The organism is Oikeobacillus pervagus (assembly GCF_030813365.1).
Taxonomy (GTDB): Bacteria; Bacillota; Bacilli; order Bacillales; family DSM-23947; genus Oikeobacillus; species Oikeobacillus pervagus.
Genome location: NZ_JAUSUC010000058.1, coordinates 1 through 14,420, shown reverse-complemented (window position 1 = coordinate 14,420; position 14,420 = coordinate 1). Strand labels below are relative to the sequence as shown.

The following is a 14,420-nucleotide window of genomic DNA, read 5'->3' as shown; positions in this document are numbered from 1 at the left end:
ATCAAATATGCCAAGGAGAGGCGCAAAAGAGTCGAAAACAGGTGCAAATCCGCCTGGGAAATGATCAAAAGCGGCAGGGAAATGATCAAATTGAGGAAATGAAAAAAAGAGTGGGTTTGGGGAGACGAAGGGGAAGTAGGTGCAAAAAAACCTGGGAAATAGTCAAATCCTAAGGGAAATAATCAAATATGCCAAGGAGAGGCGCAAAAGAGTCGAAAACAGGTGCAAATCCGCCTGGGAAATGATCAAAAGCGGCAGGGAAATGATCAAATTGAGAAAATGAAAAAAAGAGTGGGGTTGCGGAGACGAAGGGGAAGTAGAGGTGCAAATAAATCTGGGAAATAGTCAAATCCCAGGGGAAATAATCAAATATGCCAAGGATAGGAGCAAAAGAGTTGAAAACAGGTGCAAATCTGCCTGGGAAATGTTCAAAAGCGGCGGGGAAATGATCAAATCGAGAAAATGAAAAAAAGAGTGGTGTTGCGGAGACGAAGGGGAAGTAGAGGTGCAAAAAAACCTGGGAAATAGTCAAATCCCAGGGGAAATAATCAAATATGCCAAGGAGAGGCGCAAAAGAGTCGAAAACAGGTGCAAATCCGCCTGGGAAATGTTCAAAATCCAAAGGGAAATGATCAAATCGAGAAAAATGGAAAAAGGGAAATAGGGTTTGGGGGACGAGAGAGGAGTAGTGCAAATAAATCTGGGAAATAGTCAAATCCAAAGGGAAATAATCAAATATGCCAAAGATAGGCACAAAAGAGTCGAAAACAGGTGCAAATCCTCCTGGGAAATGATCAAATCCGGCAGGGAAATGATCAAATTGAGGAAATCAAAAAAGGGAGATCCTACTCTCAAAAGTAGAATCCCCCTTATTTCAACCGCGATTCCCGCGCATGAAATGTTATTTATGCTGGAGCAAAATGTTCTATATTTCCTCAGTTTGGAATATTCCATCCGCCTTTTTCTTGGAAAAATCCTCGTCCTGATAATACATATTTTTTACCAATACATTCGGGCCAAGGCATTTCACATTTGAGCAATGACAATTCAGGCTTTTGGCCAAATCCGTCTGAAGCCAAGTAGCAAAGACATCCGGTAAACGATCCTTTAAAATATTGCCTAATGGAGGTGTATCCCCAAAATCAGTCACAATCACATCTCCGGTAAAAATGTTTACATTTAATCTTGAACGTCCATCGGGATCATTTCTTAACGTGACATTTTTCGCTTCATATAATCGTTGTAAAAGCAATTGGTCATCCTTATTTACACTACAAGCATAAAAAGGTAATGTTCCAAATAGCATCCATGTGTCCTCATCGCGAATATCCAAGACATGATGAATCGCGCGCCGAGTTTCTTCTAAAGATAAAGTTTTCAAAGAAGAAGCGAAATCACTTGGATACATCGGGTGAATTTCATGACGAAAACACTTCATTTCATTCACCACTTGATGATGAATCTGTTCGATAAAAGGAAGAGTTTTCTGATTTAACATCGTCTCCGCTGAAACTTGCACACCATTCTCAGCAAGAGTACGGCTATTTATAATCATCCGCTCGAATAATTTTCCTCTTTGCTCTCGCGTTGGTTTTCTCTCCATCATCGCAAATCCCGTGTCAATAAATTCATCGACAGTTCCCCAGTTATGTGAAATATGCAACACATCTAAATAAGGGGCAATCAGTAAATAACGTTCAATTGGTAAAGTTAAATTTGAATTGATTTGTGTTCGAACACCGCGCTCATGGGCATACTTCAATAGAGGGAGAACATAATTCTCAACCGATTTTTTCGATAACATGGGTTCTCCGCCCGTAATACTAAAAGTACGTAAATGAGGAATCTCATCTAATCGCTTGATAAGAACATCTATTGGAAGAGCATCGGGATCCTTTTGGTCCAATGTATACCCAACCGCACAATGTTTACAACGCATATTGCATAAATACGTTGTCGTAAACTCAATATTTGATAGGGTTAACTTACCAAACTCTTCCATATCCATATAAGCTTCCCATGGATCATATGACGGCGAAATGATCTTACTCATCAGATTAAAATCTCCTTTTATATATGATAAAGCACCGAAAACTTCGGGCCACGTTCACAATCTCACAAAGTCCATCTTCATGGAAAATAAGACGAATGTCAATAATCAATTGCATTCCAAAAAAAATTCCGCTACGATAAAACAGGGAAAGGAGCGAATACTTTTGGGCAAAGCGATAGAAGATAAAGACTTACAATTAACTTATTTAAAAGAAAGAATAAATATGTTTTTACAAGTGTTAGACACCATCGATCCGGAATCAACTGATTTAGAAGATGTGGACCGATTAATCAACATGATTGAAGATATAGAATTAAAATGCCAACAGTTCAAAAAAATGAATGACGCAAAACTTCCTTTATAATGGACCAAAATATGGGAAATGAGTTTATACTTGGGAGCAAATTTTTAGAATACATGCATCCTTTGAAAAATGCTCCTTTCCTTTTTTACCTCCTCTTCAACGTAAAAAAGATATCCCTCCCTATTACCATAATCATGAAGTAATCGGTTTCAAATCCCCCCTTTCTTTCAATACAGCCTAGGAGTATAATGGAGTTTGAGTAAAAGTACGAAATATTTTTTGGGCCAAGGGAAGGGGAGCAAAAATGAATACAGAAAAGCTTCAAGAAAGCATGTACAAATTAATTGTTGAAACTTCAACGAACTTACCGAAAGACGTTCGCCGTGCTATTCAATCTGCGAAACAACGCGAAAATGCTGGAACTCGTGCTGCGATGAGTTTAGCGACGATTACAAATAATATTCAAATGGCAGATGAAAACGTATCACCAATTTGCCAAGATACAGGATTACCAACTTTTAAAATAAAAACTCCAGTTGGCGTCAACCAACTTGAATTAAAAGAGGCTATTCATCAAGCACTTGTTCAAGCGACAAAAGACGGAAAACTTCGTCCAAACTCTGTTGATTCTCTAACAGGTAAAAACAGTGGGGACAACTTAGGAACGGGGTTACCTGTTATTAAGTTTGAACAATGGGAAAAAGATTATATCGATGTTCGTCTTATTTTAAAAGGTGGCGGCTGTGAAAATAAAAACATTCAATACAGTCTTCCATGTGAATTAGAAGGACTAGGAAGAGCTGGCCGTGATTTAGACGGAATTCGTAAATGTATCATGCACTCTGTCTACCAAGCACAAGGGCAAGGCTGTAGTGCCGGATTCATTGGTGTTGGAATCGGAGGAGATCGCTCTTCAGGTTATGACCTAGCAAAAGCACAATTATTCCGTTCTGCTGACGATGTGAATCCGAATGAAGATTTACGTAAATTAGAAGAATATGTATTAGAAAATGCTAATAAATTAGGAATCGGAACAATGGGATTCGGTGGAGAAACGACTCTTCTAGGCTGTAAAGTCGGTGTTATGAACCGTATTCCAGCGAGCTTCTTCGTTTCTGTTGCTTATAACTGTTGGGCTTTCCGCCGTCTAGGTGTTCAAGTGAACCCTGAAACAGGTGAAATTCAAGAATGGTTATACCAAGAAGGCGATAAGATTTCGTTTGCAGAAACAGAAGCTGAAAAAGAAACGGCAGCAACAACTGAACAACAAATCATCAGCCTACAAGCTCCGATTACAGAAGAGCAAATTCGTGAGTTGAAAGTAGGAGACGTTGTTCAAATTAACGGTAGAATGTACACAGGTCGTGATGCAATCCATAAACATTTAACAGATCATGATGCTCCTGTTGATTTAAATGGACAAGTAATTTACCATTGTGGACCTGTTATGTTAAAAGATGATGAAGGAAACTGGCATGTGAAAGCTGCTGGACCAACAACATCTATCCGTGAAGAACCTTACCAAGGCGATATCATGAAAAAATTTGGAATTCGCGCTGTCATCGGTAAAGGTGGTATGGGACCAAAAACATTAAAAGCACTAAATGAACATGGTGGCGTTTACTTAAATGCAATCGGTGGAGCTGCTCAATACTATGCAGACTGTATTAAGTCTGTTGACGGTGTAGACCTAATGGAATTTGGTATCCCAGAAGCAATGTGGCATTTAAGTGTAGAGGGATTCACAGCGGTTGTTACAATGGATTCACACGGAAACAGCTTACATCAAGATGTCGATAAATCATCATTAGAAAAACTAGCTCAATTTAAAGAACGTGTTTTTAAATAAACAAGAAAAAAGAAAAGGCGACTCTCTTTTTTAGAGGGTCGTCTTTTTGGCATGAAATGGAACTGAATAATAAGAATGAATCTTTACTTTTCACAAAAAATAAACATAAATAATTAAGAAGAAAGGACTCTATATATGAGAACAATCATTAGTTTATTCATTGCCTTTTTTATAAGCTTCACGATAACTGTTCCCTCACAGGCAATCTCAAATGAGCCGATCCATTGGGGATTTAAAAGAAGTTCAAATGGCGTTCCACCAGATGCCGGTGAAGCATATAACACATTACTGGAAAAATACGATGCGTTCTATAAGGGAAAGGCCAATAAAAAAGTTCTTTATTTAACTTTTGATAATGGCTACGAAAACGGTTATACGGCCAAAATTTTGGATACTTTAAAACAGGAAAAAGTCCCTGCCACCTTTTTTGTAACCGGTCATTATTTACGAAGTGCTCCCGATTTAGTGAGAAGAATGGTAAAAGAAGGACATATTGTTGGTAACCACTCATGGAGCCATCCCGATCTTACCCAAGTAAGTGACGAAAAACTCAAAAGGGAATTAGCATTAGTTGAAGAAGAAACCGCCAAAATGACGAAACAAAAGAAAATGGAATATTTGCGCCCACCAAGAGGAATCCTTAGCGAACGAACATTAAAACTTGCGAAAGAAGAAGGCTACACACATGTCTTATGGTCACTCGCATTCGTCGACTGGCAAACCAATAACCAAAAAGGATGGCAATATTCCTACGACAACATCATGACCCAAGCCCATCCTGGAGCTGTCATCCTACTTCACACCGTCTCCAAAGACAACGCTGAAGCATTAGAAAAAGCCCTACAAGACTTAAAAAAACAAGGCTACCAATTTAAAAGCCTTGATCATTATAAAAAGAACCCAAAAAAGAAGGCTGCAGAATAAAGCAGCTTTCTTTTTGGGGAATACTTCAAAAATATCCACACGGAAAATACGAAAATCAAACGTAAAAAGGGATCCCCGTTTTGCTCCCACAGTGCAAAAACTTTCGGGTAATAGGTAAATAAATTGGGAAATACACATATTTTTATAGAGGTAACGCATATCTACACTGGAAATAAGCAAATCCCCATTACAACACACCCCCACATTTCTTTCCCCTCCCTCTTTTTGTTATAATGAAAAGAAAAAAGTGAGAGGTTTTCCTATGTGGCAAGAAAAAATAGAAAAAGCAGGACCTTATCATTTTGATCAAGTACTCGATCGGCTTTCCATAGATCCTTTAAATCAAATTTTTCCTGATGAACGGATGATTCATGTTCCCATCTATACGCTAAAAGAAGTCGCTCAGATTCAAGCGATTGGTACAGTAGAGGAACCGATCTTTATTATAAAAGGTGAAAACCACCAAACAAAGTTGGTCGTTTTACAAGAAATATCAAAAATCTTCCAATGGGACATGCCATTAAAACCGATGATCACCCATTTTCAGGAAACAGACATGGCTGAAATCGTCGCTGAACATTACGGAACACCCATCGTGCTCGATTTTAGCCCATACAGCTGCATCATAAAATGTATTATTCATCAACAATTAAATTTAAAATTTGCTCACACTTTAACAGAGCGATTTGTGAAACAATTTGGAGAAAAGCGAAAAGGAGTATGGTTTTACCCAACACCTGAAAAAGCAGCTTCCATTACAATCCCACAATTAAGAGATTTACAATTTAGTCAAAGAAAAGCGGAATATGTCATTGGTTTTTCCGAGCTTGTAGCGAATCAACAAATTGATTTGACTGCATTGGCAAATGAACCAAATGAAGCCATTTTGAAAAAATTAACAAAGGTAAGAGGCATCGGTCCTTGGACGGTCGAGAATTTTCTTATGTTTGGTTTAGGTCGAAAAAATCTTTTTCCCAAACAAGATATTGGCATTCAACGAGCGATCCAACAGCTAAAAGGACTTGAGCATAAGCCCACATTTGAACAAATGGAAGAGTGGAGCAAGGAATGGGCTCCCTATTTAAGTTACGCTTCTTTATATTTATGGAGAAGCATTGAAAAAAGGAAGTGAGCGAAATGAAACAAAAGCAAATCAACATAAAAGAAAAACAAACATTTCCTTTATCGATCAAACGTCTAGGAATTAACGGGGAAGGGGTCGGCTATTTCAAACGACAAGTCGTATTCGTACCAGGAGCACTTCCAGGAGAAGAGGTTGTCGTTGAAGCAACGAATGTTAAACCAAAATTTGCAGAGGGGAAAATTAATAAAATCCGGAAAGCTTCACCATTCCGGACCCAACCACCATGCCCAATTTACAAACAATGCGGAGGTTGCCAACTTCAACATTTACGATATGACCAACAGCTTGTTGAAAAAAGGGATATACTGATCCAGGCATTACAACGGCATACGAAACTTCAAGTGGAAAAACTAGATATTCGTCCAACGATTGGAATGGACAACCCTTGGAATTATCGGAACAAAAGCCAATTTCAATTAGGAGAGCAAAAGGGAAAAGTGATCGCGGGTCTTTACGGACTAAACTCCCATCAGCTCATTGATATCCCAGATTGCCTCGTTCAGCATCCGGCCACAAATGAAGTGACAAAAGTGGTCAAGCAGATTTTGATGGATTTCAACATACCGATCTACAATGAACGCAATCAAAAAGGACTCGTCCGTACAATCATGACCCGAGTTGGAACAAAAACAGGCCAAGTCCAAGTGGTACTCATTACAAAGAAAAAAGAATTGCCTAAAAAGGAGTTAATTGTTCAAGAAATTCAAAAACGATTACCCGAAGTACAGTCGATCATGCAAAATATCAATCCAAAGAAAACATCCCTTATCTTTGGCGAAGAAACGATTCATCTCGCTGGAAAAAAAGTCATCGATGAGCAATTACAAGATTTTACATATGAATTATCAGCCCGCGCTTTTTTTCAATTAAATCCAGAGCAAACCGTTAAGTTATATAATGAAGTAAAAAAAGCCGCAGCCTTAACCGGACAGGAAAAAATAGTCGATGCCTATTGCGGAGTCGGAACGATCGGATTATGGCTAGCTGACCAAACAGCCGAAATCCGTGGCATGGACGTCATCCCAGAATCCATCCAAGACGCCCGCGAAAATGCCAAAAAATTCGGAGTCACCCACGCCACATACGAAGTTGGAACCGCCGAACAATGGCTGCCAAAATGGAGCAAACAAGGATTCAAACCAGATATCGTCATCGTCGATCCCCCAAGAACCGGATGCGACGAACGCCTGCTCCAAACAATAAAAAAAACCAAACCAAAACGCATTATTTACGTATCATGCAACCCATCCACCCTGGCCAAAGACATACAAACGATCAGTGACCTATACAAAATCGAATATATGCAGCCAGTGGATATGTTCCCGCATACGGCACATGTCGAGTTGGTAGCATTGATGTCTAGGGTGGATGAATAAGAGTTATTGAAGTGTTGATAGAATAAGGTTTTTAGGGTTTCGCCTAGGTTTATTTTATGTGAATAAACGGGTGGAACCCTTTCTGTTGTTGGGGTTTAAATGCCTGAAATTTTGGGTTGAGTTGACAGAATAGATTTCCAGTAGTGGAGTTGACAGGATAGATGAATGGGTAAAAATATGTTATATTTAGACTAATCAACATTGATAAAACGTGTGTTACTTATGATTAGTCTAAATAAAATTGTAGGGAGTATAAGAAAATGTCTGAGAACCGAAGTGTACATTTCATTCCACCAAGACCTATTAGACGTGAAAGACGAGTAGGGATATATTGCAGGGTAAGTTCAAACAGCACGGAACAATTAAATAGTTTAACAAATCAAGTATCTGCACTTACACGATTAATTGCCGCTACACAAAATTGGTTACTTGTTGATACATACATAGATATTGCTTCAGGGAAAAAAGGATCAAAACGTGCAGAATATACGCGTATGTTAGAAGATTGTCAGGCGAAAAATATTGAAATTGTCATCACGAAAAATATTAGCCGATTTGGTCGTGACACAGTTGAAGTACTAGAGTCACTTAATAAGTTGCGAGAGCATGGAGTTCGTGTGATTTTTGAACAAGAGGGACTTGATACGGCTGATACAGATAGTGAATTGATGATTTCGATTATCGAATCGATTGCACAAGCAGAAAACGAATCTCGTAGTGAAAATATTAAATGGGGTTATAGACGTCATGCAGCACAGGGAACATCAAAATTATACAATCGAAAATGCTATGGCTATGAAAATGATGAAGATGGAGAACTAATCATTAAGAAAAACGAAGCTAAAAATGTTCGGTTGATTTTCTCTTTGTATTTGCAAGGACACAGTATTATAGGCATAAAAAGAGAACTAGAAAAAAGAGAGATAAAAACACCAACAGGAAAAGAGAAGTGGAGTAAACGAACGATTGACGTTATGCTGAGTAACGAGAAATATATCGGGGTCGTAAGGTTGCTTCATTCTAATGAGTATGAAGAACATTTTGTATCTGAAAATAACCATCCAGCGATCATTTCAAAAGAGCAGTTTGAAGCGGTGCAAGAAGAAAAGATAAAGAGAAGTAATGTTGTAAAAGGTGAAGATGGCAGTAAGAGGAAAGGTAGTAAATACAGTAGCAAAAATAGTAAAGATAAGCAACTGGTTGGGAATATACAAAACGGAATTTAAAAAGAGGAGATAAATATATGGATGATATATCAAGTTTAATTGAAGCAATGACTCAATTTCTAAATGTTCACAATGAGTTGGCTCAAAAAAATTCACTTATTACAACAGAAACTATTGCTATCTTTGCTGCGGTACTATCTTTTATTGGTTTGGTTTTTACTACTATTTATACAATAAAACAAAATTCAAAGTTGCAAAATGCAAATGCAAGAGTAGAGTGGATTCAAAATGTTAGAAACGTTACAGCTGAGATTATTTCTACTTATTCTGCGTCACTGAATGAGGATGATCCAAAAAAGTTAGAAAAGATTATTGTTGAAGTACGGGAAAAAATTGAAAGATTGATATTATTTTTTGGGCATGAAATAAATACAGAAAAAGAGATAGATATTTTAGACACAAACAGCAACGAGGGAAAGAATCACTTAATTGTTGAATTTTTAATAAAGTTATCCGATGAATTTATCAAGTATTATAAAAATGTTAAAAGCGGAGATTTATCTCAAGCCGAAGCACGACTTGATTATGTAAGTTCTAAACTGCAAGATAATATAGTTGGTATCGCTTATCAAGAGGATATTGAAATAGATGGAAGGAATTACACTAGCACAGAATATAAGTATAATGAAGAAACTGAGAAAGAATACGATGATGCGCAAGCAAAGGTAAGCGAAATTAAAAGATTCAATGAAGAATTAGCTAGTAACTTGGTTAAATTGAGAAATATAATTCGAATTTATCTAAAAATAGAATGGAATAAGGCTAAAAAAGGTAAATGAGATTATAGGCAGTTAAAGTTTAGTTATTTTAAATAGCCTAATCAAAATTGTTATGTTGACTTGACAGAAAAGATGACAAGCTACGGGAATACAAGTGTTATTACTACTATATAGCGATGTGTAGAATAGCCTAAGTACATCATGTGGAGTGCGTGGCGTTGATAGAGTTGAAATAGCGTGGTATCAATGGATTTGTGATTTTTAACTAAATATTGAAGTGTGTTTTATGTTCCCTCGGACTATTAGTTCGAGGGATTTTTTTAGGACCCGGAGGTTTACTTTTACGCGGAATATATGAACGAGTGACAATAGAAGGTTTTAAAAGAAGCGGAGGGACGGTTCTCTTGCTTCCGTTACTTGCCACCTACCAACGAAAGCACAAGAACCGTCCCCATGCTTCCCCCTTTTGCTACGCTTTTCATCTAAAGATATAAGGCGTTCCCAAAAGGTAGAATCACATTTGCGACACTTATATCTTATTCGATTTAATTGTAAACCCACTCGCTTTAAACGAATGGGCAAGTCCATAATTAGTTGCTTTCTTGAACCATGTCTGTACAGTTTGTCAAAACCGCATTCAGGACACCGTTCAGGTGGTTCGATTGCTTCCACTTTAAACATCATGTCAGTTTCATTTTCTTGTGGCGATTCTATTGCTCTAAGGTCTGGGAGGAATAATAGGTCTGTCAAGTTGTTCATCCTTTGTGATTCTGTGAGATTAGGGTATCGGATTACTATATTTAACGAGTTATATTCAAACTTTTAATCAACCAGTGCTTTATCAATGACAGCACCGTTACAGGTTGCATAGCTTTGGTGTGATCCATATCATTTCCTTTTATGATTTCTATATCCCATCCAAGGTGTTCTAACTCTTGTTTATTTTTTTGAAGTATACCAATAATATCTACTGTTACACTGCCAAAGTTTTCTCCATAAACAATAGTGTCTTTTTCCCCGGCAAACGCCAATCTTGGAATGACTAATTTATGCTGGATTTCACGATCATCAAATTCCATTAAATTTTTGTACATTGTAACGAATTGTTTAGTTTGATTCGTGTCAATCTTTACCTGTATGTTATCCCAATCAACCTTTTCTGGATTAATATGATCATGTTCCTTAATAACAGGAGAATTCTGATTATACAAAGCTTGCTCGTATGTTTTATTTGTTACCACCATCATTTCTTTATATGGACCATCTATTGGTGGAAAACCACCCATGATTAAGCTTTCTAATCTATCCGTCCGAATGGCTAATTGTAATCCAACTAAAGCTAACCAAGAATATCCGTAATAGCTAAACTTTTTAACGTTCATTTCATCGGCGATTATTAACAAATCCTTTACTAAATTTTCGGGTGTGAGATTCTCAGGGTTCGGGTGTTTCAAACGGTGTCCTTCGTAGTCGAAATATAGAATCTGAAACTTGTCCACGAGCCCCTCAATAAAATGTTTTCCTGATTCGGGGTCTACTCCCCACAACTTTAAGTTTTCGGCTTCTTGTCCATATACAGATTCTTTAGCAACTGGAAGCATGATTGTTGGAGAGTTGGGATTTCCAACTAAACCAACCTTTAATTCAGATTCATCCATAAGTTTTATGTTCTTCTCCATATTTATCACTCCTAAAATGTTTATACTATTATCATATAACATTCATGCAATCTTTCGGTTTTCTACTTCCCTACCTTTATATATTAGGGGTTTTATTTGAAATATGTTAATGTAGCACTCGAAGGTTTTACTTTAAAAAGGGAGTGAAGAAATGGAGGCATATTCCCCTAAACAAATTGCAAACGCCTTAAATGTTAGCACAACAACTTTGAGAAGATATGAAGAACAAGATCTCATTCCTGTTGTACCAAGAACGAATAGTAATCACCGTTTCTATACATCGATACACTTTCAAGCTTTTACTACCATTAGAGCCTTGTTAAAAGGATATGACATACCCGTTGTTTATAAAGTTATGAGAATGATTAAGAGTTCAAGGTTTGAAGAAGCCCTTTGGTTAGTGAATGAACAGCAATTCCAAATACAAGTGGAGAAACAGCGAGTGGAAGAAATTCTGACTATGATTCAAAATGCTGAATTTACTCAATATAAAAATGTAAAATTAAATGAATGCATGAGTATTGGAGAGGCCGCAAAAATAGCGGGAGTAAATACTTCAGCGATCCGCCATTGGGAAAATGAAGGGTTAGTCAATTCAAAAAGAAATAAGGAAAACGGTTATAGAATATATTCGATACCTGAACTACGAAAAATCCTGATTATAAGCAGTTTGAGAAAAACCGTTTATTATATAGAAAATATGAAGAAATTATTAAACGATTTAGACACACAAAAATATGATAAAATTGAACGTTCCTTTCAGTTAGCATTGGAAAATCTGAACAATAAACTATTTCTTCAATTAAAAGGAATCGCAGAACTGATGAACTACATCCACTTTTACCAAGAATTATATTCTTAAAAAAGAGAAATGTTCACGCCTTGTAACCGACAAGTTCATTTGAGCAGTTTTTGCTAAATAAGACTGAGCGTTTTCTGGAAATAAGTCGTGCCTTGATATAGGGTCCCCATTGGCAAAGATTTTAGCGAAAGAGGCAATACACAAGGTTTTGTTTGCTTTGAAAGGCTACCAAGCCCATCTCTCCATGTAAAGCTACTGGAAATTTAGCAATAATTGCTCTCCTTTAATGTCGTTTAAAACGCTTATCTCTACATTCTTAAGAAACATATCATTGATACCTTAATAAAACTATTGTTTGATCTATTACCACCAAATAATCGGATTTATATACTGATTGTCATTTAACTATTAGAAAGGAGATTCCACTGTATGTTCCAATGACAAAATATTTTAAACTATTAAATGAATTCAGCCTGTAGGGGTTCTTCCCTTGCAGGCTCTTTTTTTATGTTCTGATTCAAAAAAATTTTACAAATCCTCAACTTCGACCTGTTCCCACGGCTATTAGGTAGGAGGTGATTCCTAGTGAATCAGCATGAGGATAAAAAAGTTACGAAGATCTCGGATGAGGTTATAGACAAAAGCACCACCGTACTTAAGAGAGTATCACAGGAACAGCTACAACGTGAGTTCGATTATATCCAGGCAGAAAAGTTACTTAGAAAGATGCTCGGAAAAGGCTTAATAACTGAAGTGGAATTCAATAAGATAATTGTGTCTGATTCATCGCAAATGGTCACACTCGGAGAAAATGGTGAAACAACATACAATTTTACTATACAATCAAGCGGTTCGTATGATATTGCCGTAAGAATAGGTTTTCCTTTTTGGGATAAGAATTTGATTAAAATATCGATTGATAGTAATGAAACAACCTTTAATGAAAACAGGTCAGCCTCCTTGGTACATTAAGTAGTATAATACCTATTACTCTTACTTTCCAAGTTCATTTAGGGGCTAAAAAGATTCCAATTGGCATATAGGGTAATATTCTGCTGTGGAAGAATTAGTAATTAGGTGTTATAATTTATACAAAGAGTGCATATACTAATTACTACGTTTTTTAAAGGTGAGGTGCTTAGTATGTGTGATAAGGAGGATGTTGAAATGGCTACGGAAACAATTTTTCAACGGTTTACTCTTGACGAAGAAGCGTCTAAAAAAATTATTTCTTCTCCACGTACTAAAATTAGACATACGAATGTTTTTAATGATATAAAGCTAAATAAATCAGAAAGAATTGCTAATGCAGCAAGAATTCTAAATTCTAGGAAATGCAAGTAGTTAGCTTATCAAGTTTAATTGAGGCAACTCAAGACGAGGCAGAAATTTATCAATACTTGTCATCTTTTCAAAGTGAAAAGAATGGAGATGTTCAAGCATTTCTACACAATAATGCAATTCCAAATGAAAAAAGAGCTTTAACTCGTACAAGTCTAGTTGTGGATGATGAAAATGATAATGAAATAATTGGTTATTTTACTCTGTTAGTAAAACCTTTTGCGATTATAGACGAAGTTTCTAAAGAATCAAGAAAAAAGTTATCTGGAGATAAGAATGCAGATGTATTTAATTCAATTTTAATAGCTCAATTAGGAAGATCTGATTTCTATAAGGGAAAAGTGAGTGGTGATATTATCTTAGAATTTGCGCTAGAGAACTGCGAGCTGGCTTATGAATTGGTTGGTTTACGAATTGTATGTGTAGAATATGATGATATCTCATTTCTAAATGATTTTTATTTAAAATATGATTTTAAAGTTCTTCAGGTGAATAGTAATCAAAAAATATTAGCATACTTAAGATTTTAATATAAGTATCCCATAAAAAAGGGGTTCTTTTTTTTATGCCCAAAAAGAGAGGAGGTGGAGTCGTGGTAGATAATTTTGGACTTCGAATCGGTTTGGAAGGCGAGAAGGACTTCAAAAATGCCTTGAGGGATATCAACCAAAATTTCAAAGTGTTGGCGAGTGAAATGAAACTTGTAACCTCTCAATTTGATCGACATGACAGATCCAAGGAAGCGGAGGGACGGTTCTCTTGCTTCCGTTACTTGCCACCTACCAACGAAAGCACAAGAACCGTCCCCATGCTTCTCATAATGGGCGACCTGCTAAAGAGCCTAGCTTATGGTTAAGCTTTTGGTTTTACAATATTTTTTATAAAATTAAATGCAACAAAATTATAATCCTAAATTATTCACCGCAATCTAAAACTTTGAGAATTTCATGAAATTTATAACGCTAAGGGAAATTGAGACCGAAAAAATAGCCTAGTTAGAGAC

General features: G+C 36.7%; 15 protein-coding genes and 1 pseudogene. 12 read left to right on the top strand and 4 right to left on the bottom strand.

Annotated features, from left to right (window positions below; genetic code table 11):
• Positions 1-169 precede the first annotated feature (169 nt).
• Both J2S13_RS14980 and yfkAB read right to left on the bottom strand, forming a co-directional pair.
• A complete protein-coding gene (locus tag J2S13_RS14980; RefSeq protein ID WP_307258649.1) occupies positions 170-622 on the bottom strand; it encodes a hypothetical protein in 453 nt (150 codons plus the stop codon).
• A gap of 303 nt (positions 623-925) precedes the next feature.
• Entirely contained in the window at positions 926-2,053 is a 1,128-nt protein-coding gene (gene yfkAB, locus J2S13_RS14975; protein WP_307258648.1) for a radical SAM/CxCxxxxC motif protein YfkAB, read from the bottom strand.
• A gap of 163 nt (positions 2,054-2,216) precedes the next feature.
• On the opposite strand from yfkAB, the gene J2S13_RS14970 reads away from it, so the two are divergent.
• The 7 genes from J2S13_RS14970 to J2S13_RS14940 all read left to right on the top strand — a co-directional run bounded on the left by J2S13_RS14970 (position 2,217) and on the right by J2S13_RS14940 (position 9,655).
• Positions 2,217-2,417 carry an SE1561 family protein gene (locus tag J2S13_RS14970; protein ID WP_307258647.1) on the top strand — a complete coding sequence of 67 codons (201 nt, stop codon included), beginning with the start codon at positions 2,217-2,219 and terminating at the stop codon, positions 2,415-2,417.
• A gap of 244 nt (positions 2,418-2,661) precedes the next feature.
• On the top strand, positions 2,662-4,206 hold the full coding sequence (locus J2S13_RS14965) for a fumarate hydratase (RefSeq protein WP_307258646.1): 1,545 nt from the start codon (positions 2,662-2,664) through the stop codon (positions 4,204-4,206).
• 135 nt (positions 4,207-4,341) lie between these two features.
• Positions 4,342-5,130: a delta-lactam-biosynthetic de-N-acetylase gene (pdaA, locus tag J2S13_RS14960; RefSeq protein ID WP_307258645.1), complete on the top strand. Its 789-nt coding sequence runs from the start codon at positions 4,342-4,344 to the stop codon at positions 5,128-5,130.
• Between the two features lie 262 nt (positions 5,131-5,392).
• Positions 5,393-6,262, top strand: a complete 870-nt coding sequence (locus J2S13_RS14955; RefSeq protein ID WP_307258644.1) for a DNA-3-methyladenine glycosylase family protein — start codon at positions 5,393-5,395, stop codon at positions 6,260-6,262.
• A gap of 5 nt (positions 6,263-6,267) precedes the next feature.
• Positions 6,268-7,650, top strand: coding sequence for a 23S rRNA (uracil(1939)-C(5))-methyltransferase RlmD (gene rlmD / locus J2S13_RS14950; RefSeq protein ID WP_307258643.1), 1,383 nt, complete (start codon positions 6,268-6,270; stop codon positions 7,648-7,650).
• A gap of 260 nt (positions 7,651-7,910) precedes the next feature.
• On the top strand, positions 7,911-8,876 hold the full coding sequence (locus tag J2S13_RS14945) for a recombinase family protein (protein WP_307258642.1): 966 nt from the start codon (positions 7,911-7,913) through the stop codon (positions 8,874-8,876).
• A gap of 17 nt (positions 8,877-8,893) precedes the next feature.
• Positions 8,894-9,655, top strand: a complete 762-nt coding sequence (locus tag J2S13_RS14940) for a hypothetical protein (RefSeq protein WP_307258641.1) — start codon at positions 8,894-8,896, stop codon at positions 9,653-9,655.
• Between the two features lie 408 nt (positions 9,656-10,063).
• Here the strand turns inward: J2S13_RS14940 and J2S13_RS14935 are convergent.
• Together J2S13_RS14935 and J2S13_RS14930 are read right to left on the bottom strand one after the other, a co-directional pair.
• Positions 10,064-10,345: pseudogene (locus tag J2S13_RS14935) on the bottom strand (transposase family protein); the annotation flags it as partial.
• Between the two features lie 50 nt (positions 10,346-10,395).
• Entirely contained in the window at positions 10,396-11,274 is an 879-nt protein-coding gene (locus J2S13_RS14930) for an alpha/beta fold hydrolase (protein WP_307258640.1), read from the bottom strand.
• Positions 11,275-11,425: 151 nt separating this feature from the next.
• Between J2S13_RS14930 and J2S13_RS14925 the strand changes: the two genes are divergently transcribed.
• The 5 genes from J2S13_RS14925 to J2S13_RS14905 all read left to right on the top strand — a co-directional run bounded on the left by J2S13_RS14925 (position 11,426) and on the right by J2S13_RS14905 (position 14,273).
• On the top strand, positions 11,426-12,136 hold the full coding sequence (locus J2S13_RS14925; RefSeq protein WP_307258638.1) for a MerR family DNA-binding transcriptional regulator: 711 nt from the start codon (positions 11,426-11,428) through the stop codon (positions 12,134-12,136).
• A gap of 525 nt (positions 12,137-12,661) precedes the next feature.
• A complete protein-coding gene (locus J2S13_RS16995) occupies positions 12,662-13,048 on the top strand; it encodes an SHOCT domain-containing protein (RefSeq protein ID WP_442417886.1) in 387 nt (128 codons plus the stop codon).
• A gap of 195 nt (positions 13,049-13,243) precedes the next feature.
• The gene (locus tag J2S13_RS14915) at positions 13,244-13,420 is read left to right on the top strand and encodes a hypothetical protein (RefSeq protein WP_307258637.1); all 177 of its coding nucleotides are present in this window, start codon (positions 13,244-13,246) and stop codon (positions 13,418-13,420) included.
• The gene (locus tag J2S13_RS14910; RefSeq protein ID WP_307258636.1) at positions 13,411-13,947 is read left to right on the top strand and encodes a hypothetical protein; all 537 of its coding nucleotides are present in this window, start codon (positions 13,411-13,413) and stop codon (positions 13,945-13,947) included. The genes J2S13_RS14915 and J2S13_RS14910 overlap by 10 nt, the downstream gene beginning before the upstream one ends.
• Positions 13,948-14,009: 62 nt before the next feature.
• Positions 14,010-14,273 carry a hypothetical protein gene (locus tag J2S13_RS14905; RefSeq protein ID WP_307258635.1) on the top strand — a complete coding sequence of 88 codons (264 nt, stop codon included), beginning with the start codon at positions 14,010-14,012 and terminating at the stop codon, positions 14,271-14,273.
• Positions 14,274-14,420: the final 147 nt, after the last annotated feature.